Here is a 21,323-nt window from a genome sequence, read left to right on the forward strand (position 1 = left end):
CGGAAGTAGCGGACTTCCCAGAAGGGGGCCAAGTGGCCCCGCCCTCTCATGGAGGTTGCCCGTGCTCGTCGCTGTGCCGAACGACCCCGAAGCCTTCACGGTCCCGGAGGTCATGAGGGCTCTGCGTCTCAGTCGCAGCAAGGTCTACGACCTCATCCGCTCGAAGGAACTCCGCAGTTTCCAGTCCGGCCGTTGCCGCCGGATTCCCGTCGACGCCGTCCGTCAATACATGCACGACCGCTTGGAGGAAGCCGCCTGATGTCCCCCCGTAAGAGGAACCCCAATGGCGCTGGCAGCATCTGGCAGCGCAAGGACGGACGCTATGAGGCACGCGTCTACGTGCCCCAACCGGACGGCACTCGCAAGCGCAAGACGGTCTACGGCGCCACGTGGGAGGAGTGCGACGAGAAGCGTCAGGAGCTTGTCAGGCGGGACCGCCAAGGCATTCCTACGCCCTCCCGCTCCGCCAAGCTCTCCGAGTGGCTGCCGTACTGGCTCGCGGAGTACATCGAGCCCCACCGCAAGCGCACCACGTATGTGAAGTACGAGATGCACGTGCGCCTCTACCTCGTACCTCTTCTCGGCAGTCGGCGCCTGGAATCGCTGACGACAGCCAACGTTCGGCAGATGGTCGCGAAGGTGACCACGCAGGCATCGGCGGCCACCGCCAAGGAAGCGCACCGCGTGCTTCGCACAGCTCTAACGGCCGCTTGCCGTGAGGAGTTGATCAGTCGCAACGTGGTGCAGTTGGTTCCGGCGCCCCGCGTCGAACCGCGCGCGCTCAACCCCTGGTCCCTGGATCAGACTCTGACGTTCCTCGAAGCCTCGCGCTCCGACCCGCTCCACACTGCGTTCGTCCTGGCTGTTGCCCTCGGCCTGCGCCGGGGGGAAATCCTCGGGCTGCAATGGACGGACGTAGACCTTGAACGCCGCACCCTCACGGTGCGCACGACGCTGAATCGGGGCGGAAAAGCCCTGTACCTCGACACCACGAAGAACCGCCGCGCACGCATGGTTCCGATTCCGCTGATGTGCGTCGCGCCGCTCCGATGGCAGCGACTACGGCAGGCCCAGCAGCGAGCAGCGGCCGGCGCCGAGTGGCACGACAGCGATCACGTGTTCACCACGCGGAGTGGTCGCCCCATCGAGCCCCGGAACCTGTACCGCTCGTTCCTGCGGATTGCAGAGTCCGCAGGGCTGCCGAAGGTTCGCCTCCACGACACTCGGCACGGCTGTGCGTCGCTGCTCTTCGCGGCCGGGGTCGCGCCCCGCACCGTCATGGAGATCCTGGGGCACTCTCAGATCGCAGTGACGATGAACGTCTACACGCACGTGAGCGATGGCGACCGCCGTGAGGCCATGGGGCACATGGACCGCCTGCTCAAACGGCGTCGCTGAGGGCGACTGCCGTCAGCTTCTACCGTCAACGGCCCCGCGATCAGTGATCGCGGGGCCGTTGTCCCAGGTAGTGGGAAGAGCCCCCTGTCGGATTCGAACCGACGACCTTCGCTTTACAAGAGCGGCGCTCTGACCAGCTGAGCTAAGGAGGCGCGCACCGGGCGTGCCCGAGCAGTGTAACCAACACCGTCCGCGCGCCCGTCGAAAATTTCCTCGAAGCTCACCGCCCGCCGACTACTGACAGACCGCGGGGCTCCGGGGTACGGTCACGAGCAGTTCACCCAGGTGGACTACACCACTCCCTCTACTCGGATCGTCCGGCACGTTCCTGCCGGTGAAGGGGGCCCTCACCATGGCCACTGTTACGTTCGACAAGGCGACCCGCATCTACCCGGGTGGCGACAAGCCCGCCGTCGACGGTCTCGACATCGAGATCGAGGACGGCGAATTCCTCGTCCTCGTCGGCCCGTCCGGCTGCGGCAAGTCCACCTCGCTCCGCATGCTCGCGGGGCTCGAGGACGTGAACGCCGGCGCCATCCGCATCGGTGACCGCGACGTCACGCACCTGCCGCCGAAGGACCGGGACATCGCCATGGTGTTCCAGAACTACGCGCTCTACCCGCACATGACCGTCGCCGACAACATGGGCTTCGCGCTCAAGATCGCCGGCGTCAACAAGGCCGAGATCCGCCAGAAGGTCGAGGACGCGGCGAAGATCCTCGACCTCACCGAGTACCTGGGCCGCAAGCCCAAGGCCCTCTCCGGCGGTCAGCGCCAGCGTGTGGCGATGGGCCGCGCGATCGTCCGTGAGCCGCAGGTCTTCCTCATGGACGAGCCGCTCTCCAACCTCGACGCCAAGCTCCGCGTCTCCACGCGTACGCAGATCGCCTCGCTCCAGCGCCGTCTCGGCATCACCACGGTGTACGTCACCCACGACCAGGTCGAGGCCATGACCATGGGCGACCGCGTGGCGGTCCTCAAGGACGGTCTGCTCCAGCAGGTCGACTCGCCGCGCAACATGTACGACCGCCCGGCGAACCTCTTCGTCGCCGGCTTCATCGGCTCCCCGGCGATGAACCTCGTCGAGGTCCCGATCACCGACGGCGGCGTGAAGTTCGGCAACTCCGTGGTCCCGGTCAACCGCGAGGCGCTCGCCGCCGCCGCGGACCGCGGCGACCGCACGGTCACCGTCGGCGTCCGCCCGGAGCACTTCGACGTCGTCGAGCAGAACGGCGCCGCCGCCAAGGCCCTCACCAAGGAGACCGAGGACGCCCCGGCCGGCCTCGCCGTCTCCGTCAACGTCGTCGAGGAGCTCGGCGCCGACGGCTACGTCTACGGCACCGCCGAGGTCAGCGGCGAGCAGAAGGACCTCGTCGTCCGCGTCAACGGCCGCCAGGTCCCGGAGAAGGGCGCCCAGCTGCACGTCGTGCCGCGTCCGGGCGAGACCCACGTGTTCTCCACGTCGACGGGCGAGCGCCTCAGCGACTGACGCCCCGTCATATCTTCGGAAGGGCCCCGCACTCCGGTGCGGGGCCCTTCCGCGTGGACGCACGGGCCTCCGTGCGTGCATTCGCGGGCACCGGCGGGTTGTCGACAAATACCCCGGCAGACCGGGTCATTTCGACCATCCCGCGTCAACATCACTCTGGAGAAACCTTCTCCTCCGTCGCTCGACCGAGTGACTAAATGTCGCCAAATCATCACCTAGCGCTACGCTCACACGCGTGACGCACTCCGCCAACTACACCCAGAAGCCGCGCCGAGCGCACCGGGGCCCCGCCCGCCGCATCGGCCGCACCCTCGCCCTCGTACTGCCCGTGATGCTGGTGCTTTCCGGGACCCTAGCGGTCACCAGCGTCAACTGGTCGGGGAACTCCTCGGAATCGATGCTCACCGCGTCGGCCGACGACCTTTCCAAGCCCGCCAAGTCCCGCGCCCCGCAGGACGTCCTGCGCGACCGGCTGCTCATGGAGCTCCAGGACAAGAACCCGGGCATCGCGCTGACGCACCTCCAGCAGGAGGTGAACCGCCACCCGTCGCTCGCCCGGCACTGTGTCGCCATCGCCCGCGCACTCGGCCGCGCCGCCGTGCAGGCCTACGGCCCGAGCCGCGCCCAGTCCTACGCCAGGCCCGTCTGCGACACGTCCTTCGCGTCGGGCGTGGCCGCCTTCCAGAACGGCTGAGCGGCCCTGCCCGTACCGCCGCGTAGGGTTTCCGGCATGACCACGCTCAAGCCCACGCAGGCTGTCGTCCTGGCCGGAGGCCAGGGTTCCCGCCTCCGCCCGTACACCGACGACCGGCCCAAGCCGATGGTCGAGATCCCCGGCACGGGGACCCCGATCATCGGCCATCAGCTTGCCTGGCTGGCCGCCGAGGGCGTGACCGACGCCGTCGTCTCCTGCGGCCACCTCGCCGAGGTCCTCCAGGAGTGGCTCGACTCCGCCGACCTGCCGCTGAACGTCAGCACGGTCGTCGAGAAGGAGCCCCTGGGCCGCGGCGGCGGTCTCAAGTACGCCGCCCGGCACCTGCCGCACGCGGACCAGCCCTGGTACGCGACGAACGGCGACATCTGGACCCGCTTCTCCCTGCGCGACATGGCGGCCTTCCACGCCGAGCGCGACGCCACCGCGACCCTCGCCCTGGCCCGCCCCCGCATCCCCTGGGGCGCCGTCGAGACGGACGCGTTCGGCCACATCACGGACTTCATCGAGGCCCCGCCGTCCCCGTACCTCATCAACGCGGGCGTGTACGTCTTCTCGGCCTCCTTCACCGAACTCCTGCCGGACCTCGGCGACCACGAGCGCACCACGTTCCCGCGCCTGGCCCGCGAGAAGCGCCTGGCGGGCTTCCCGCTGCCGCAGGGCGCCTACTGGCGCGCCATCGACACGGCGAAGGACCTCACCGAGGCCGCCAAGGAGCTTGCCGCGCAGAGCCGTTGAGACGGCTTTCCCCGCCGTGTGCACGACCTGCCCGCATACGTCGACGGGCCCCGCACCTTCCCGGTGCGGGGCCCGTCCTCGTACTCCCGGCGGATCAGCGGCCGAACACACCGCCCAGCAGGCCGGGCTTCTCGCCGCCCGTGCCGCCGCCCGAACCGCTCGGGCCGCCGGTGCCGCCGCCCGTGCCGGTGCCTCCGCCGGAGGCGGGACCCGTGCTCGTGGCGGGCTGCTGTTGCTGCTGCGGCTGCTGCTGCGCCGACTGCTGCGGCGGGGCCTGCCCGGCCGTCGAGCTGCCCTGCGTCTGGCTGGGCTGCGTGGAGCCGGCCGTGCCGGTCTCGCGGGCCGTGCCCGGCGCCGTCGCGCCCTGCGTCGGGCTCGCCGAGCTGCCCTGCGTCGGGGAGGTCCCGGCCGAGGCGGACGGCGACTGCGACTGGCGGCTCTGCTTGCGCTTCGCGGGGTCCTGCGGGAGCGGGGAGCCCGGCAGTTCGTTGCGCGGGGCCTCGCCGGGGCCGGGCACGGTGACCCGGTCCGCGTCGCGCACCGCGCCGCCGAGCAGCGACCCGACCAGCAGCGTGACGCCGACGGCGACCGCGCCGACGAGCCCGCCCCTGCGCAGCACGCGCCGGCGCAGCTCCCAGATGTCGGCGCGCGGCCCGAGCGTGCGCCAGGCCTCACCGGCGAGACGGCCGTCGACGGAGTAGACGGGGGCGCCCGCGATGATCAGCGGCGACCAGGCGGCGAGGTAGATGATGTCCGGCGCGTCGTAGGCGGGGACCGTCTTCCAGCTGACCGTGACGATGAGCGCCGCCGAGAGCAGCACGCCGATCGAGGCGGCGACCCGCTGCCAGAGCCCGAGCACCGTCAGCACGCCGACGATGACCTGGAGGAAGGCGATGCTGAGCCCGGCGCCCACCGGGTGCTGGAGCGCGAAGTCGCGCAGCGGCTCCGCGAGCGCCCAGGGGTGCAGCGAGTTCAGCCACTTGACCATGGAGCCGCGCTCGCCGCCGTCGAAGTAGACGGGGTCGCAGAGCTTGCCCATGCCGGCGTAGATGGAGATGAAGCCGAGGAAGACGCGCAGCGGGAGCAGGACGACGCCGAGGTTCATCCGGCGCCCGGGGTAGTAGGCGTGCCGGACGGGGTCGGCCCCGTGCCGCCGGGCCCGCTCGGCGCCCGTGCCCTCGTCCTCGTCGTCCTCGTACGCGTCGTGGTCCTCGCCCTGCTCGGCGAGTCTCTCGTCGTAGTCGCTGCTGGGGAGCCGCATCTGCGGCAGCAGGCGGGTCTCGGGTTCGCCGGGGCCGCCGACGCCGGGCGTCTGCGCGGTCTCGGGTCCCTCGTCGAGTTCGACGCGCGGGATGACCTGCGTGGCGCCGCCGTCGTCGAAGGGGCCCTCGGCCGTTCGGCGTACGCCGGTGCCACGGACGGCCTGGAGCAGACCGGTCGCGCCGGGGTCGCCCGGCTCGGACTTCCCGCTCCAGACGACGGGCGCGCGGCGCTTGGCCGTCGTGCCGACGACGGGGATGCGCACCGTCGCGTCGGTACGGCCCAAGTGCTGTGAGATTCGCGGGGATTGAGTGCGCCCAGCGGCGGGAAGCTGCACGCGGAAGCTCGCGTGATTGACGATGACCTGCGCCGGGTCGCTCGGCACCTTCACCATGCTCAGCGCGGGAGTGTCGTCGAACCCCGACGAGCTTCCCCCCGTGGGTGTGCGGGATGTTCTGGTGTCCACACTCATCTAACCGAGTGATGTGTGTTTAGGACACTGCCTTGACCACGCGGAAATGTCCGGGCCGCGTCAAGAGATCAACGACGGCCCGGACACCCGGACGTGTCAGGCGCGGCGCCGGGACGCCTCGTAGAGGACGACGCCCGCCGCCACACCGGCGTTCAGGGACTCCGCGCCGCCCGGCATGGGGATCCGCACCCGGAAGTCGCACGTCTCGCCGACGAGCCGGGAGAGGCCCTTGCCCTCGCTGCCGACGACGATGACGACGGGACCGCTGAGGGCCTCCAGGTCACCGACCTCGTGCTCGCCGTCCGCGGCGAGGCCGACGACGGCGACGCCCGCCTTCTTGTACTGCTCCAGGGCGCGCGTCAGGTTCGTGGCGCGGGCGACCGGCGTGCGCGCCGCCGTACCGGCGGACGTCTTCCACGCGCCGGCCGTCATCCCGGCGGCACGCCGCTCGGGCACGACGACGCCGTGGCCGCCGAACGCGGACACGGACCGCACGACCGCGCCGAGGTTGCGCGGGTCCGTCACGCCGTCGAGCGCGACGATCAGCGGGTCCTGGCCCTCGTCGAACGCGGCGGCGACGAGGTCCTCGGGGTGCGCGTACTCGTACGGCGGGACCTGGAGGACGAGCCCCTGGTGGTTGAGGCCGTTCGTCATGCGGTCCAGCTCGGGCCGCGGCGCCTCCATGAGGTGGATGCCGCCGCGCTCGGCCGCGAGCTGGAGCGCCTCGCGCACCCGCTCGTCGTTGTCGATGAACTGCTGGACGTAGAGCGTGGAGGCGGGCACGCCGTCGCGCAGCGCCTCGAAGACCGGGTTGCGGCCGACGACCATCTCGGACGACGCCTTGCCGCCGCGCCCCTTCGGCGCGGGACGGCGGGGCGCGCCCGCCGCCTTCTTGGCCTTGGCGTTGGCGATGCGGTTCTTCACATGCCCCTTGCGCGCCTCGGCGGGCGGCGTCGGGCCCTTGCCCTCCAGGCCGCGGCGCCGATTGCCGCCGCTGCCGACCTGCGCGCCCTTCTTGCCGGACATGCGGCGGTTGTTAGCGGCCATGACCTACCTGTCTGTCGTGATGCGTGGGCGCGTACCTGCGTACGCGCACGAGGTGTACGTCTATGAAGTGTGCCGCCCGGACGGCCGGGCGGCACATCAGCGGGCGGCTAGCGCGGGCCGAGCGTCCAGCGCGGACCCGACGGGCTGTCCTCGATGACGAGGCCCGACTGGTTGAGCTGGTCGCGGATCGCGTCGGCCGTGGCCCAGTCCTTGCGGCCGCGGGCGGCCTCGCGCTGGTCGAGGACCAGCCGGACGAGGGTGTCCACGACGCCGTGCAGGTCCTCGCCGCGGTCGCCCTCGCCGCCGCCCCAGTGCGGGTCGAGCGGGTCGAGGCCGAGGACGCCGAGCATGGCCCGCACCTCGGCGAGGCGCGCCACGGCGGCCTCCTTGTCGTCGGCGGCCAGCGCGCTGTTGCCCTGGCGGACCGTGGTGTGCACGATGGCGAGCGCCTGCGGGACGCCCATGTCGTCGTCCATGGCCTCGGCGAACGCGGGCGGGACCTCGGCGGCCGGGTCGACGACCCCGCCGGCCTTCTCCACCACGCGCTGCACGAAGCCCTCGATGCGGGCGAACGCGGACTCGGCCTCGCGCAGGGCCTCCTCGCTGTACTCGATCATCGAGCGGTAGTGCGGGGTGCCCAGGTAGTAGCGCAGGACGATGGGGCGCCACTGCTTGACCATCTCGCTGACGAGGACCGAGTTCCCGAGGGACTTCGACATCTTCTCGCCGCTCATGGTGACCCAGCCGTTGTGCACCCAGTAGCGCGCGAAGGTGTCACCGAAGGCCTTGGCCTGGGCGATCTCGTTCTCGTGGTGCGGGAAGATCAGGTCGATCCCGCCGCCGTGGATGTCGAACTCGGTGCCCAGGTACTTGTGGGCCATCGCCGAGCACTCCAGGTGCCAGCCGGGGCGGCCGCGGCCCCACGGGGTCTCCCAGCTGGGCTCCCCGGGCTTCGCCGCCTTCCACATGGCGAAGTCGCGCGGGTCGCGCTTGCCGGTCTCGCCCTCGCCCTCGGGCTGGAGCAGGTTGTCCAGCTCCTGGTTGGAGAGCTCCAGGTAGCCCGGGAAGGAGCGCACGTCGAAGTAGACGTTGCCGTCGGACTCGTAGGCGTGCCCGCGCTCGATGAGGCCGCGCATCATCTCGACCATCTCGGTGATGTGGCCGGTGGCGCGCGGCTCGTAGGTGGGCGGGAGGCAGCCGAGGACGTCGTAGCCGTTGTTGAAGGCGCGCTCGTTCTCGTACCCGATCGACCACCAGGGGCGGTCCTGCTCGGCCGACTTCCTGATGATCTTGTCGTCGATGTCGGTCACGTTGCGGATGAACGTCACGTCGTAGCCGCGGTAGGCGAACCAGCGGCGCATGATGTCGAAGTTCAGTCCGGACCTGATGTGCCCGATGTGCGGGGCCGCCTGGACGGTGGCACCACACAGGTAGATCGAGACACAACCGCTGTTGAGCGGGCTGAAGTCACGGATCTGCCGGGCGCTGGTGTCGTACAGGCGAATCGTCACCACTCCAGGGTAGTGGGCGCAGGGCAGTGCCCCGTGCCCCATGGGGACACGGGGCACGGAACTGTGACGTTACGGCGCCCGTCAGATGCGGCCGACGACCTTGCGGGCGGAGACCCGCACGACGACGCGCTCGGCGTCGTCCTTGGAGGCCGGGTTGAACTCCGCGTACTTCTTTCCGGTGTACTTCACCGACAGCTCGTCGATGAGCTCCTGCCCGCCCTCGGTGGTCAGCTCCGCGGTGCCGCGGATCTCGGCGTACGAGTAGGGGGCGTCGAAGGGCTGGAGCAGCACCGTCACGCGCGGGTCGCGCCGCAGGTTCTTCTCCTTGCGGCGGCCGACCGTGGTGGAGAAGAGGAGGTCGTCCCCGTCGCGCTTGACCCAGACCGGGGAGACCTGGGGGCTGCCGTCGGGCTGGATGGTGGCGACGCTGATGAAGACGGGGGTGTCGAGCAGCTGCTTGAGGTCGTCGGACAGTGCGGCGGACATGGACGTCACTCCTTCGTGGGCGGCTGGATGTACGAGGCATACGCCGGTACGCGGCGTACCACTACCCCGAATATCAGCCCCGGCCCGCCGTACGGACGACCAACGCGGTCGCGATCGCCTGCAGGCCCTCGCCGCGGCCGGGGAAGCCGAGGCCGTCGGTGGTGGCCCCGGAGACCGAGACGGGCGCGCCCACGGCTTCGGAGAGCACCTTCTGCGCCTCGTCGCGACGCCTGCCGATCTTGGGGCGGGGCCCGATGACCTGCACGGCGACGTTGCCGACGGTGAAGCCCGCGGCGCGGACGATGCGGGCGGCCTCGGTGAGCAGCGTCAGCCCGGAGGCGCCGGACCACTCGGGGCGGCCCGTGCCGAAGTGCGCGCCGAGGTCGCCGAGGCCGGCCGCGGAGAACAGCGCGTTGCACGCCGCGTGGGCGACGACGTCGGCGTCGGAGTGCCCGGCGAGTCCGGGGCCCTCGCCCTCCCACTTCAGGCCCGCGCACCACAGCTCGCGGCCCTCTTCGAAGGCGTGGATGTCGGTGCCGATGCCGACCAGGGGCAGCACGGGGGTCACGTTCTCAGAAGCCATCGTTGGCCCTCCGGCGGGCGAGGACGGCCTCGGCGAGCACGAGGTCCAGGGGCCGCGTCACCTTGAAGGCCTCCTCGTGGCCCGGTACGACCACGACCGGCAGGCCGAGCCGCTCGACCATCCCGGCGTCGTCCGTGACGTCGCCGTCGACGCTCTCGTGGGCGCGCACCAGCGTGGCGCGGCCGAAGCCCTGCGGGGTCTGCACGGCGCGCAGCCGGGCCCGCTCGGGCGTGGCGACGACGTTCTCGGGGCCGCCGTCGGTGCGCGGCTCGACCTGCTTGACGGTGTCGGCGAGCGGCAGCGCGGGCACCACGGCGTCGGCGCCCTCGCGGACGGTCTCGATGACGCCGTCGACCGTGTCGACGGGCACCAGCGGGCGGGCCGCGTCGTGCACGAGCACGATGTCGAAGCCGGGCGGCAGCGCGTCCAGACCGGCCCGCACGGACTCCCTGCGGGTGTCTCCGCCGGGCACGACGAGGTAGTCGGTGCGCTCGGGCAGCGCGTGGTCGTCGAGGAGGGTCTTCACCTCGGCGGCGCCGTCGGCCGGCGCCACCACGACGACCAGGGAGACGGCGCGGGATTCGGCCATGGCGCGCACGGCGTGGATGAGCATCGGGGTGCCGTTCAGCGCGCGGAGCGCCTTGGGGGCGCCAGGGCCGAGGCGTACGCCCCGTCCTGCCGCCGGAATGACCACCGCGGTACGGGATTCGCTAGTCATCGGTTCCGTTCAGGTTTGTGTGCTCGGCCGACATGGGTATGGCCACACCGTGCCGGGCGCGACGCCTTGACCGGACCCTTCCGTGACATCTGGTCGAGCCAGCTGCCCGAGCCCGGCACGCCAAACACGGCTCCCTGGGAGCCGCATCACGTGTACGCCCGGGTTACGAGAAGGACCGAGAAGGATCCGGGTACGAACATGCCGCAGCGCCCGGCGACTCCATGAAGGGTCAGCGGGCACCGCGGCATTACTGCGCCTGGGCAAGCGCACGACAGCCAGGGCATACGCGGGGCATGCTCCTCAGGCCGTCCGCGTCAGGACGCGAGGACCTCGTCGAGCAGGGCCTCGGCCTTGTCCTCGTTCGTGTTCTCCGCGAGGGCGAGCTCGCTCACCAGGATCTGGCGAGCCTTGGCGAGCATCCGCTTCTCACCGGCGGAAAGACCGCGCTCGCGCTCCCGACGCCACAGGTCGCGCACGACTTCCGCGACCTTGATGACATCGCCGGATGCGAGCTTCTCGAGATTTGCCTTGTAGCGACGCGACCAGTTCGTGGGCTCTTCGGCGTACGGCGCGCGCAGCACCTCGAAGACCCGGTCCAGTCCATCCTGACCGACCACATCACGCACGCCGACGAACTCCGCATTGTCCGCTGGCACACGCACCGTCAGGTCGCCCTGGGCGACCTTCAGCACCAAGTAGGTCTTGTCCACGCCTTTGATCTGGCGAGTTTCGATGGCCTCGATCAGCGCGGCCCCGTGATGGGGATAGACCACGGTGTCGCCAACCTTGAACGTCATGTGACAGGTACCCCTTCCGTGGCTATCCATCCTAACACGAGAACCGCCTCTTCTGAATGGCGTTTTCGCAGGTCAGGGCATATCTCGGGGCTTGACAACAGCGACAGAAACGTGCTGCGGAGGGCTCCCGGAACGGGGTATTCGCAGGTCGGAGCCGCTCTCCGGGGAGGGAGAAACGCGGACGTTACACACCCTCCGAGAGCGCCCCAAGGGGCCGAACGTCCCGGTTTGCGCGGTTCCAAGCGGTGAACTATCGATACTCCGTTCGGTGACCGGAGAGGTGTGCGAAGTGATCTCCGACGCGATTCCGGAATTGATCAAGCCACCCGATGATCAATTCTCCGGACCCCCATGCATTCCTTACCGGAAATCCGCAACACGGGACGCCCGGACTCTTGACGACGCTTATGTGAAAGGTGGACCGGAGGGCAATGGGGCGCGCGGGGTGCAGGGGGGAGCGCGCAGGCTCACGGCCCCAAGGGGCGGGTCGGGTGCGGCGGCGCGGGAACGGCTCGGTAACCTAAGGCCGCTGACACACCCTTAGGGCGGCTTTACGGCCGCCCGCCCGTCCCGTACCGCCCACGTTCAAGGAGTTGCCGCCGCCGTGAGCCGCAGCCTTCGACGCGGCGCCATCGCCGCCACCGCCATCGCGTTCTCGCTCGCCTCGCTCGCCGCCTGCGGCGCCGGCAACAACGCACAGACGATGGAGGTCAAGCCGGACAACGCCGCGACCTCCGTCGGCGACATCAAGATCCAGAACGCCATGGTCATCACGCAGCCGGACCTGGACTCCAAGGGTCCGGCCGTGGTCTCCGCGACGATCTTCAACACCGGCCGGACCGCCCAGACGCTCGACGCGATCACGGTCAACGGCACCGACAAGAAGGCCAAGCTCACGCCGGGCAAGGACGACAAGGACTCCAAGCCGAACGGTCCGCTGACCGTCCCGGCCGGCGGTTCCGTCGTCATCGGCGGCGAGAACAACGCCTCCGCCGTCCTGCCCAGCAGCCGCGAGGCCATCAAGGACGGCAACGCGCAGGGCATCACCTTCGCCTTCAGCAAGACCGGCGACGTGAAGATGCAGGCGTTCGTCGTGCCCGCCGAGAGCTACTTCAGCAAGTGGGGCCCGAGCGAGCTGCCGAAGGCACCGGACGCCAAGCCGTCGAAGGGCGCCTCGGGCAGCCCCTCCGGCAAGCCGTCCGAGGGCGCGAGCACCGACCCGTCGGGCGAGGCCGCCGACGGCGCGAGCACGAACCCGTCCGGTGAGGCCTCCCAGGCCGCGGACGGCGGCACCGCGTCGCACGGCGCGGGCGACGCCGCCGAGCACTGAGCGACGTACGCACACAGCGAGAAGGGCGGGATCCCGGTCGGGATCCCGCCCTTCTTCGTGTCTTCGCGCGCGGTTTACGGCTCGAACTTGTAGCCCAGGCCACGCACCGTGACCAGGTAGCGCGGCGCCCCCGGATCCGGTTCGATCTTGGCGCGCAGGCGCTTCACGTGGACGTCGAGGGTCTTCGTGTCGCCCACGTAGTCGGCGCCCCAGACGCGGTCGATGAGCTGCATGCGGGTCAGGACGCGGCCCGCGTTGCGCAGGAGCATCTCCAGGAGGTCGAACTCCTTCAGGGGCAGGTCGACCTTCGAGCCGGAGACCGTGACCACGTGGCGGTCCACGTCCATGCGGACCGGGCCCGCCTCCAGGGCCTGCGGCGTGACCTCCTCCGGCTCGCCGCGGCGGCGCAGGACCGCGCGGATGCGGGCGACCAGCTCCCGCGAGGAGAAGGGCTTGGTGACGTAGTCGTCGGCTCCTATCTCCAGGCCGACCACCTTGTCGATCTCGCTGTCCTTGGCGGTGACCATGATCACCGGGACGTTGGAGCGGCTGCGCAGCTGGCGGCAGACCTCGGTGCCGGGCAGGCCGGGCAGCATCAGGTCGAGCAGGACGAGGTCGGCGCCGTTGCGCTCGAATTCGTCGAGTCCGTCCGGGCCGGTCGCCGCGATGGCGACTTCGAAGCCCTCCTTGCGGAGCATGTAGGACAGAGCGTCGCTGAAGGATTCCTCGTCCTCGACGACGAGCACTCGGGTCACGGAAGGACCTCCGGGGCAGGAATGGGTTCGTACGTAGTGGTCTCGTCGGGCGGGGTGGCCTCGTCGTCGAGTCCGCCGCCGCGACCTGATCCGCGGTCGCGCTGCGCGGCCGCCTCGGGCAGCCGCAGGGTGAAGGTGGAGCCCTGACCCTCGGAGCTCCACACGGTGACCTCCCCGCCGTGCGAGGCGGCCACGTGCTTGACGATGGCGAGGCCGAGGCCCGTGCCGCCGGTGGCCCGGGAGCGGGCCGGGTCGACGCGGTAGAAGCGCTCGAAGATGCGCTCCTTGTCCTTGTCGGAGATGCCGATGCCCTGGTCGGTGACCGCGACCTCGATGAGGTCCCCGCCGGGTGCGGCGACCCGGCGGGCGGCTATGCCCACGCGGGTGCGGGCCGGGCTGTAGTTCACGGCGTTCTCGACGAGGTTGCCGAGCGCCGCGGCGAGCTGGCCGCGGTTGCCCCAGATCTGCAGGTCGGCGGTGCCGCCCGCGGCCATGGTGATCTGCTTGTGGGAGGCCTGGTGACGGCTGCGGTCGATCGCCTCCGCCACCAGTTCGTCGACCCGGACGGGTTCGGCGTCCTCCAGGGGGTCGTCGTTCTGCACCCGGGAGAGGTCGATGAGCTCCTGGACGAGGCTCGTCAGCCGGGTCGCCTCGATCTGCATGCGGCCCGCGAAGCGCTCGACGGCCTCCGGGTCGTCCGAGGCGTCCATGACGGCCTCGGACAGCAGGGACAGCGCCCCCACCGGGGTCTTGAGCTCATGGCTCACGTTGGCCACGAAGTCGCGCCGCACGGCCTCGATGCGGCGGGCCTCGGTGAGGTCCTCCACGAGGAGCAGGACGAGGCGGGAGCCGAGCGGGGCCACGCGCGCGGAGACGGCGAGCGCCTCGCCGCGGCCGGTGCCGCGCCGGGGCAGGTCCAGCTCGACCTGGCGTATCTCCCCGTCGCGGCGGGTGTCCCTGGCCATCTGCAGCATCGGCTCGACGGCGAGCTTCCCGCCGCGTACGAGACCGAGTGCGTACGCCGCCGAGCTGGCCTTGACCACGCTGTCGGCCTCGTCGAGGACGACCGCGGAGGAGCGCAGCACGGAGAGGACCGTGTCCACGCCGGGCGGCAGCACGGGGTCGGTGTGCAGAGAGGTGCGGGTGGGGCGTTTCTGGTCGCGCTCGCTCCAGCGAAACGCCAGCATGGCGATGACGCCGGTGCACACCCCGGCGATCGCTGCCGCTGCGGCGACCGCCGCGTTCACGTCCATGCATCCAGGTTATGCGCCGAATAAGCGCCGCTCACAGCCATACGGGTGCGGGCTCGAACACTCGTCGCCCAGAGTTCACCGAGGGGACGGCACCGGTTCACTTGTCCCGGCCGGGCCGGGGCGGACCAGGTCACGGCTGCCGCCCCACGTCGCCCACAGTTCACCTTGATGACGCAGGTGGTTCATTCGGGGTGCCGGAAACGGACGCGTCCGGCCCACACCGTGGGAGCGTAGGGGCCAGCCCCCTGAGACGTACGAGAGAGGGACAGCCACATGCGGGACGCGTACCACGAGGAACTTGACTCGATCGGGGAGGGCCTGGTCGAGATGGCCCGTCTGGTCGGGTCCGCGATCGGGCGCGCCACCACGGCCATGCTCGACGCCGATCTGAAGATGGCCGAAAGCGTGATCGCCGCAGACCAGAAGGTCGACGATCTGCAGCACGACCTGGAGGCGCGTGCGATAGCCCTGCTGGCGCGGCAGCAGCCGGTCGCCACGGACCTGCGCATCGTCGTCACCTCGCTGCGGATGAGCGCCGACCTGGAGCGCTCGGGCGACCTCGCCCAGCACGTGGCCAAGCTGGCCAGGCTCCGCTTCCCGGACTCGGCGGTGCCGCGCGACCTGCACGCCACGATCCTGGAGATGGGCCAGCTCGCGCAGCGCCTGATGGCGAAGGCGGCGGAGGTCATCATCACCAAGGACGTCGACCTCGCGCTCCAGCTGGAGCAGGACGACGACGAGATGGACCAGCTGCACCGCACGCTGTTCCAGCACCTGATGGACGACCGCTGGAAGCACGGCATCGAGACGGCCGTCGACGTGACGCTCCTCGGCCGCTACTACGAGCGCTTCGCGGACCACGCGGTGTCGGTGGCGAAGCGGGTCGTGTACCTGGTCACGGGCGAGCACGCGGACGAGATCCAGCCGGCGGGGGCGCCGGTGGAGGGGGCGTAGGCCTTTCCGGCGGGCCCGGCCCTCGCCCTCGCGCACCTGTGCCCCGCACGGCCTCTGCCGTGCGGGGCACAGTCATGTGACGCGTACGGAACGGGCCGCCCGGCCGGCTCAGCCGCAGCCGCCGCCGCACTGGCAGGAGCCGCCGGACTGGCAGCCGCAGCTGCAGCCCGAGCCGCAGCCGCAGGAGCCGAGCAGGGCCAGCACGGGCAGGTCCTGCGCGCCGGCCGGCTGCTCGGGGACGGTTTCGGTCATGGGGGACACGGCCATGGTCTCCTCCTCGAAGGCGTACTGGCGTACTGCCTGATGCCCATTCCATGCCCAGGAGCGAGGGGCGCATCAACGGCGCACACGCGCGCGGGCGGGCGATCGGGGAGGCGGGCGCGGGGCCCGGTACGGCCGGACAGGTGGCCGGGACGCCCGGCCGGGACACCCCACGAGAAACCCGCCGGCCGGGACGCCCCACGAGAAACTCGCCGACCGGAGCGCCCCACGAGAAACTCCCTCCCCCGCCTTCACAGGAATGCCCTAATGTGAGGGCGCTGTAACGGGGGCTCAAGTCCCGGGCGCCTGGCCTGGGTTCACGTCCCGGGCGTCCGGCCCGGGATCTTCATATGTGGGGGGTCACATATCGTGCGTACGCGCACCCTCTCGACCGCGACGGCACTCGCGGTCCTCTTCAGCTCCGCCGCCCTGGTCGCGGTGGCATCGCATCCCGCGGCGGCGGACTCCGCCAAGGTCCTGGACGTGAAGTCGGCGGGCGACGTGCTGGTGGACGGGGAGCACCAGCGCGTCTACGTCTCCGACCCGCGCGGCGGCAAGATCGTCGTCACGGACTACGCGGGCACCGTCAAGGCGACCCTGGACGGGCTGCCGGACGTCGAGGGCCTCGCGCTCTCGCCGGACTCCCGCCAGGTGTACGCGGCGGTCTCCGGGCTCAACCGGATCGTCTCCGTGGAGACCTCCACGTACACCCAGAGCGCGAGCTACGCGCTCGACGGCGCGGAGAAGCCGCGCACGCTCGCCCTCGCGAGCGGCAAGCTCTGGTTCGGCTACGGGCCCGACGCCGGGGGCGGCATCGGTTCGCTCGACCTCTCCGGCGCCGAGCCGGTCGTCGCGCTCGGCCAGGACGGCGACGCGAGTTTCTACGCCGCTCCCGAGCTCGGCTCCGACCCCGACTCGGGGATCCTGGTGGCCGGCGAGAAGGACACCAGCGACGACACGCTGACCGTGTACGACGTCTCGGGCCCCAAGCCGACGACGGTGGCCAGCAAGTCCGTCGAGGGCGGCTTCTTCGACGACATCGCGGTCTCCCCCGACGGCACCCAGGTCGTCACGGCCAGCGGCTCGCCGTACTACCACCCGGTGTACTCCACCAAGGACCTGTCCCCGCTGGGGCGTTACGACTCCGGGTCCTACGGCGCGGCCGTGGACATCGCCCCGGACGGCACGGTCGCGGCGGGCACCTTCTCCTGGTACGGCCCCGACGTGCACATCTACAAGCAGGGCCAGTGGTCCAAGGTGCGGGAGTACGAGTTCCCGAACACCGGCGGCGGCAGCGGCGGCGACACCCTGGCCGAGGGCGGCCTGGCGTGGGCGCCGGACGGCAGCAAGCTCTTCGCCGTCTCCTACAACAGCGCGGACGTCTACTCGCTGCGGGTCCTGGACGCGCCCGCGAAGTCCCTGCCGAAGCTCACGGTCAGCGCGCCCGAGAAGGCGCCGCGGGCCAAGGAGCTCACCGTCACGGGCAAGCTGGCCGGGACGGGGATCCCCGCGGGCACCCCCCTGACGGTCACGCGCACGGACGTCGACTCACCCGCGCCCGGCAAGGCGCTGCCCGCGGCGAAGACCACGGCGGACGGCTCCTTCTCCTTCAAGGACACCCCGCCAGCGGGCGGCAAGGTGACCTACAAGGTCGCGTACGCCGGTGACGCCGCGCACGCCGCCGCGTCCGCGTCGGACTCGGTGGAGGTCTCGCGCTCCGCGACGAAGCTGACCCTGAACAAGAACGGCAACGTCTACTCCTACGGCGCCGACGTCTCCTTCACCGCGCACCTCGGCTCCACGTACAAGAACCGCACGGTCGAGATCTGGGCCGACCCGTACGGCGGCGACAAGCCCAACAAGCTCATCAAGAAGGCCAAGGTCAACTCCTCGGGCAACCTGTCGGCCACGGTCGACATGAAGCGCGACACGAAGGTCACGGCCGTCTTCTCCGGAGACGCGCGGTACGCCCCCAAGAAGGCCACGTCGACGGCGTACGCGAAGGTCAAGATCTCCAGCGCCGTCTCCAAGCACTACAAGACGGGCAAGATCGGCTCCACCACGTACCACTACTTCCACAAGAACACCGACCCGATCCTCACCACGAAGATGACCTACTACAAGGGCCGCAAGCAGCGCTTCGAGGTCCAGGTCTACGGCGCCGACCGCAGGTGGCACTCCACGGGCTCGGAGTACTTCGAGATCGCCCCCGACGGCTACTCCGCGGTGCGCCTGGGCGCCCCCGGCCAGTCGGGCATCCGCGCCCGCATCCGCTCGTCGTACGTGAACGGCACGTCGGGCGACAACGTGAACTCGACGACGCACGGGGCGTGGAAGTACCTGAACTTCACGCGCTGAGCCGGTGGGACCGATCCGGCCCGGGATGGGCACTTTGTCGCCAACCCCGGGTAACTGAACCTTCACGCACGTGAGTTCGGGCTACACAGGAAAGCCGGGATTCTCTTGCCTGACGGGAGGACGGCCAGTGGTACTCACGATGGATCTCGCGGTTCTGCTGGCTGTCGTCATCTTCATCCTGATCCGCAGACCTCCGAAGCCCCGGAAGCGGATCGACGCCGTCCTGACGATGACCCTGGTCCTCGTCTTCGGCGTCCTGATCGCCCCCACGAGCTTCGGCCACTGGATCCTGGACGCCACGGGCCAACTGGCCCAGGGCGTCACGGAGGCGGCCACTCCTTGACCTGTGCCGGTGTGCGGGTCAGGGAGTGGGCCCCGCGCTTGGACAACGGGTTCGTGCCGTAGGAGGGTGAGCGGGCGGACGGGCTCCGCGACGCGGTTGTCGCGGTCGCTCCCGTCCGCCCAGAGTCCCGTGGCGTCCGTGGCGCCGACGAGTTCGGAGTTCCGGAAGTGCTGTTCGACGTCACCCGTGCCGAGCTCGTCGGCGTCCTCGGCGAGGGCGGGCTCGCGACGGTTCCTGTCACCGCGTTCCCGCCCGCCGCGGCGGACACCGAGGGCGCCCGCCTCCTGCGGGCCGTCGGCGTCCCCACCGGGACGCTCCTGCCGCGCCGGCCCGACGAGGACGACGGCCTGCTGCCGCTCGTCCAGGACGTCGTCCACGTCGAGGACTTCGAGGACGCGGCGGACGGCGCGGGTGCCTGGCCCGTCATCGGCTGGCTGCTCAACGCCCACCTCGCCCTCGACCCGGTCTCCGGCTCGGTGCACGCGTTCGACCCCGACGAGGAAACCGCGCGCCCCCTCCACACGGACGCCTCCTCTCTCCTCCACGTCACCTTCCGCCTCCAGCGCCTGCTGGAGGAGTTCACCTTCAGCGGCGACGAGGAAGCGGACTTCGAGCGCCTGGAGAACGAGGTCGACCGGATCCGCGAGGAGACGAGCGCCCTCGACCCACTCCCCTTCCAGGACGACGAGACCGTCTGGTCGACGGTCGCCGACGAAATCGCCGCGGGCCAACGCTTCCGGGGCGACAGCCCGGGAGGCCGCTCGCTGTACGGGTGACGGCGGCCGGGGTCCCGACGGCAGGGGCCTATAGCGTCCGGCTTACTTCTTCTTGCCCTGGGTGTTGCCGGGAGCCTTGGAAACCAGCGTTTTCGCAGCTCCGGGGCCTGGTCGCGATTGCCTGGCTGGTCGTCATTGGTCGTTGTCGTCCGGTGTTGAGCGGCTTCGGACGGCCCAGGGACGGCCCAACAGCCCGCCCAGGGCAGGCGCCCCCTCAGCGCGAGGGACGCCTCTTAGGGGGAACCGGACCAGGAATCACATCCTTGCCAAGGTGTTCCTTAATCAAGTACTTGAGCTCTGGTCCTTCGATGAGCTGCAGCCGGCCATGCTGGCGGGCGAAGTCGTGACTAGCCCTGCCGAACCATGACGTGGTGATGAGGACCCCCTTGGCGGCGCGCTTGTGCTCGACCACTCCGGCGAGCGCTTGGACGGACTCGACGCCCACCAGCCTGGTGTAGCGCTTGGCCTGGATGATGCACTCACCGTTGAAGACGGGGTCCTTGCTAATCGCAATCGCGTCAACACCCTCGTCCTTTGATGCCTGAGTGTTCCAGGCCTCCATTCCGATCGCCTCGAACAGTTGGCGGATCAAGTGCTCGAACTCGGTGGGTGTCAGCTTCACCAACACGGGCCTGCTGTCCAGATCAGCCACCACGTCCATGCTGTCCATCAAGCGGTACTTCGTCAGATCGAACTCGATGATGGGCCGGATCGGTTCAAGGTCGTATGGGTTAGGAGACACCAATGCGTTGAGCCCCTTGAGACAGTGCACGGGATCGACCTGGCTCAGTCGAAGCTTCCCGAACTGCTCGCTGCTGGCACTGAGCGTGACCAGGCAAGGCGAGACCTCTTGGCCAGTGGCGCGGTCGATGGTCTTCACATGGCCGTTCAAGATGACGCCATTGATGATCCGGTCCGGATCGCTCGTCATGATCTCGTGGACCGTCCTCAGAGCGACTTGTGCCAGGACGGACGCGTAGATCTCTTTGCGCTCCTTCTCCGGCCGAGGCAGCACGGTCGTCTCATCTCGGCTCTTCACATACCGGTAGCCCCGTGCGGCCGGAACGATCTCCTCCGAAGGCAGGTGGACCTCAACAAGTACGTCACCGGTAGCAGGACGGAAGGCGATCCGATGCTCGTGCGGGAAGCCCATGGGGTAGCTCGACGCATCCAGTACGGCACCTAGGTGCGCCTCCACTGCCCCGGGCTCCCCCGCTCCGTACGCTTCGCGTTCCTCGTCCAACTGCCGGTTGAAGGACTCGATTTCCTCAAGGGCACGCTCTTCGGCTTGGCGGTACTCGGCCTGCTTCCGCTCCAGCGTTGCCAGCCGCTCGTCCTCGACTCGCCTATGGCGTTCTTGCGCTTCGCCGAAGCGCACACGGGCCTCAGCGACTTCAACCTCGAAGCGCTTCCTGCCAAAGCCCAGAACAGCAGCCAGACCGCCGGGCTCCGGCGGGGCGAACTCCTCCCAGCGCGGGGAGGGTTCCGGTCGGGACCACGGACGCTCATCCCACACCCTGGGCTTGTGCGTCCGTCGCCGACCTTCAAAGGTCGTTGGCGGATCACCGACCAAAGCGTCACGGAGCAATTGCCCAAGCTGCTCGACCTCGTGCTCAACACCGATCGTACGCACCTGCGCCTGCTCGGCCTGCTGCTCCTGATACGCGGCCTTCCGCTCACGCTCCTGCCGCTTGCTGGCCGCCTCAGCTGCCTTACGCTCCCGCTCCACCTGACGTGCCTGCTGCTCCTGGGCCCGACGTAAGGCCTGCTGTTGCCGCTGGTACTCATTGCCTCGGCCGCTACTACGCTGCGCCACCTGCTAGCCCCTCCCTCGGCTTGGCTCTCCCAGAGCTGCATTCCCCTCTCACCTCGCAGAATCACGCACCGGAGACATCACCCCATCCTGACTTCGGGCACAAGGCGCGGCGACGAGCCTGCTCGTCTTAGACGTCATTTCAGTTGGTGTGATCTTGCGGCAGTCTGGGGTGATGACTGCTGCGCTTGTCGAGCGGATGGCCCCGGAGGACCTGTGGGAGTTGTTCCAGCGGGTGGTTCCGCCTGCTCCGCAGCGGCCTCAGGGCG

21 protein-coding genes, 1 tRNA gene and 1 pseudogene are annotated in these 21,323 nt (G+C 70.0%); 11 read left to right on the forward strand and 12 right to left on the reverse strand.

Translation table 11 applies throughout. The annotated features are described in order from the left end of the window. Window positions 1–61 precede the first annotated feature (61 nt). Both AB0L89_RS34175 and AB0L89_RS34180 read left to right on the forward strand, forming a co-directional pair. On the forward strand, window positions 62–259 hold the full coding sequence (locus AB0L89_RS34175; protein ID WP_365149981.1) for a helix-turn-helix domain-containing protein: 198 nt from the start codon (window positions 62–64) through the stop codon (window positions 257–259). Then, window positions 259–1,398: a tyrosine-type recombinase/integrase gene (locus AB0L89_RS34180; RefSeq protein ID WP_365149984.1), complete on the forward strand. Its 1,140-nt coding sequence runs from the start codon at window positions 259–261 to the stop codon at window positions 1,396–1,398. Before AB0L89_RS34175 ends, AB0L89_RS34180 begins: the two co-directional genes overlap by 1 nt. 78 nt (window positions 1,399–1,476) lie before the next feature. On the opposite strand, the gene AB0L89_RS34185 is transcribed toward AB0L89_RS34180, so the two are convergent. Then, a tRNA-Thr gene (locus tag AB0L89_RS34185) sits at window positions 1,477–1,550 on the reverse strand. A gap of 200 nt (window positions 1,551–1,750) precedes the next feature. Here AB0L89_RS34185 and ugpC point away from each other — a divergent pair. From ugpC to AB0L89_RS34200, 3 genes are all read left to right on the forward strand, one after another. Then, on the forward strand, window positions 1,751–2,887 hold the full coding sequence (ugpC, locus tag AB0L89_RS34190; protein WP_365149987.1) for a sn-glycerol-3-phosphate ABC transporter ATP-binding protein UgpC: 1,137 nt from the start codon (window positions 1,751–1,753) through the stop codon (window positions 2,885–2,887). 235 nt (window positions 2,888–3,122) lie between these two features. Next, entirely contained in the window at window positions 3,123–3,581 is a 459-nt protein-coding gene (locus AB0L89_RS34195; protein ID WP_365149990.1) for a hypothetical protein, read from the forward strand. 36 nt (window positions 3,582–3,617) lie between these two features. Then, window positions 3,618–4,337 carry a nucleotidyltransferase family protein gene (locus tag AB0L89_RS34200; protein WP_365149993.1) on the forward strand — a complete coding sequence of 240 codons (720 nt, stop codon included), beginning with the start codon at window positions 3,618–3,620 and terminating at the stop codon, window positions 4,335–4,337. 94 nt (window positions 4,338–4,431) lie between these two features. Here the strand turns inward: AB0L89_RS34200 and AB0L89_RS34205 are convergent, their stop codons facing one another. The 7 genes from AB0L89_RS34205 to AB0L89_RS34235 form a co-directional block, all read right to left on the reverse strand. Beyond that, the gene (locus AB0L89_RS34205) at window positions 4,432–6,069 is read right to left on the reverse strand and encodes a DoxX family membrane protein (RefSeq protein ID WP_365149995.1); all 1,638 of its coding nucleotides are present in this window, start codon (window positions 6,067–6,069) and stop codon (window positions 4,432–4,434) included. A gap of 96 nt (window positions 6,070–6,165) precedes the next feature. Next, entirely contained in the window at window positions 6,166–7,116 is a 951-nt protein-coding gene (gene rlmB, locus AB0L89_RS34210; protein WP_365150001.1) for a 23S rRNA (guanosine(2251)-2'-O)-methyltransferase RlmB, read from the reverse strand. A 107-nt stretch (window positions 7,117–7,223) separates the two neighbouring features. Continuing rightward, a complete protein-coding gene (gene cysS, locus AB0L89_RS34215; protein WP_365150004.1) occupies window positions 7,224–8,627 on the reverse strand; it encodes a cysteine--tRNA ligase in 1,404 nt (467 codons plus the stop codon). A gap of 81 nt (window positions 8,628–8,708) precedes the next feature. Then, a complete protein-coding gene (locus AB0L89_RS34220; RefSeq protein ID WP_365150006.1) occupies window positions 8,709–9,113 on the reverse strand; it encodes a PPOX class F420-dependent oxidoreductase in 405 nt (134 codons plus the stop codon). A 73-nt stretch (window positions 9,114–9,186) separates the two neighbouring features. Then, on the reverse strand, window positions 9,187–9,696 hold the full coding sequence (gene ispF / locus AB0L89_RS34225; protein WP_365150009.1) for a 2-C-methyl-D-erythritol 2,4-cyclodiphosphate synthase: 510 nt from the start codon (window positions 9,694–9,696) through the stop codon (window positions 9,187–9,189). Then, window positions 9,686–10,414: a 2-C-methyl-D-erythritol 4-phosphate cytidylyltransferase gene (ispD, locus tag AB0L89_RS34230; protein WP_365150012.1), complete on the reverse strand. Its 729-nt coding sequence runs from the start codon at window positions 10,412–10,414 to the stop codon at window positions 9,686–9,688. Before ispD ends, ispF begins: the two co-directional genes overlap by 11 nt. Before the next feature lie 314 nt (window positions 10,415–10,728). After that, window positions 10,729–11,211 (reverse strand): CarD family transcriptional regulator, encoded by a 483-nt coding sequence (locus AB0L89_RS34235; RefSeq protein ID WP_003953493.1) that lies wholly within the window; start codon window positions 11,209–11,211, stop codon window positions 10,729–10,731. A 604-nt stretch (window positions 11,212–11,815) separates the two neighbouring features. Between AB0L89_RS34235 and AB0L89_RS34240 the strand changes: the two genes are divergently transcribed. Then, entirely contained in the window at window positions 11,816–12,541 is a 726-nt protein-coding gene (locus AB0L89_RS34240) for a DUF461 domain-containing protein (RefSeq protein ID WP_365150015.1), read from the forward strand. Between the two features lie 74 nt (window positions 12,542–12,615). Here AB0L89_RS34240 and AB0L89_RS34245 read toward each other — a convergent pair whose 3' ends face one another. Further along, window positions 12,616–13,296 carry a response regulator transcription factor gene (locus AB0L89_RS34245; protein WP_030682312.1) on the reverse strand — a complete coding sequence of 227 codons (681 nt, stop codon included), beginning with the start codon at window positions 13,294–13,296 and terminating at the stop codon, window positions 12,616–12,618. Continuing rightward, window positions 13,293–14,549, reverse strand: a complete 1,257-nt coding sequence (locus AB0L89_RS34250) for an ATP-binding protein (protein WP_365150018.1) — start codon at window positions 14,547–14,549, stop codon at window positions 13,293–13,295. Before AB0L89_RS34250 ends, AB0L89_RS34245 begins: the two co-directional genes overlap by 4 nt. Before the next feature lie 273 nt (window positions 14,550–14,822). Here AB0L89_RS34250 and phoU point away from each other — a divergent pair, with 273 nt between their 5' ends. Beyond that, window positions 14,823–15,503: a phosphate signaling complex protein PhoU gene (gene phoU / locus AB0L89_RS34255; RefSeq protein WP_055702652.1), complete on the forward strand. Its 681-nt coding sequence runs from the start codon at window positions 14,823–14,825 to the stop codon at window positions 15,501–15,503. A gap of 108 nt (window positions 15,504–15,611) precedes the next feature. Here phoU and AB0L89_RS34260 read toward each other — a convergent pair whose 3' ends face one another. Continuing rightward, complete coding sequence (locus AB0L89_RS34260) at window positions 15,612–15,770, reverse strand: hypothetical protein (protein ID WP_365150022.1); 159 nt, start codon at window positions 15,768–15,770, stop codon at window positions 15,612–15,614. 363 nt (window positions 15,771–16,133) lie between these two features. On the opposite strand from AB0L89_RS34260, the gene AB0L89_RS34265 reads away from it, so the two are divergent. From AB0L89_RS34265 to AB0L89_RS34275, 3 genes are all read left to right on the forward strand, one after another. After that, window positions 16,134–18,122 (forward strand): WD40 repeat domain-containing protein, encoded by a 1,989-nt coding sequence (locus AB0L89_RS34265; RefSeq protein ID WP_365150025.1) that lies wholly within the window; start codon window positions 16,134–16,136, stop codon window positions 18,120–18,122. 139 nt (window positions 18,123–18,261) lie between these two features. After that, window positions 18,262–18,465, forward strand: coding sequence for a hypothetical protein (locus AB0L89_RS34270; RefSeq protein WP_365150028.1), 204 nt, complete (start codon window positions 18,262–18,264; stop codon window positions 18,463–18,465). 167 nt (window positions 18,466–18,632) lie between these two features. Next, entirely contained in the window at window positions 18,633–19,241 is a 609-nt protein-coding gene (locus tag AB0L89_RS34275; RefSeq protein ID WP_365150031.1) for an SUKH-4 family immunity protein, read from the forward strand. Between the two features lie 214 nt (window positions 19,242–19,455). On the opposite strand, the gene AB0L89_RS34280 is transcribed toward AB0L89_RS34275, so the two are convergent. After that, complete coding sequence (locus AB0L89_RS34280) at window positions 19,456–21,057, reverse strand: restriction endonuclease (protein ID WP_365150034.1); 1,602 nt, start codon at window positions 21,055–21,057, stop codon at window positions 19,456–19,458. A 172-nt stretch (window positions 21,058–21,229) separates the two neighbouring features. On the opposite strand from AB0L89_RS34280, the pseudogene AB0L89_RS34285 reads away from it, so the two are divergent. Then, a pseudogene (locus AB0L89_RS34285) lies at window positions 21,230–21,323 on the forward strand (IS5/IS1182 family transposase); the annotation flags it as partial.

The organism is Streptomyces sp. NPDC052114 (assembly GCF_040680155.1).
In the GTDB taxonomy this organism is placed as follows: Bacteria; Actinomycetota; Actinomycetes; order Streptomycetales; family Streptomycetaceae; genus Streptomyces.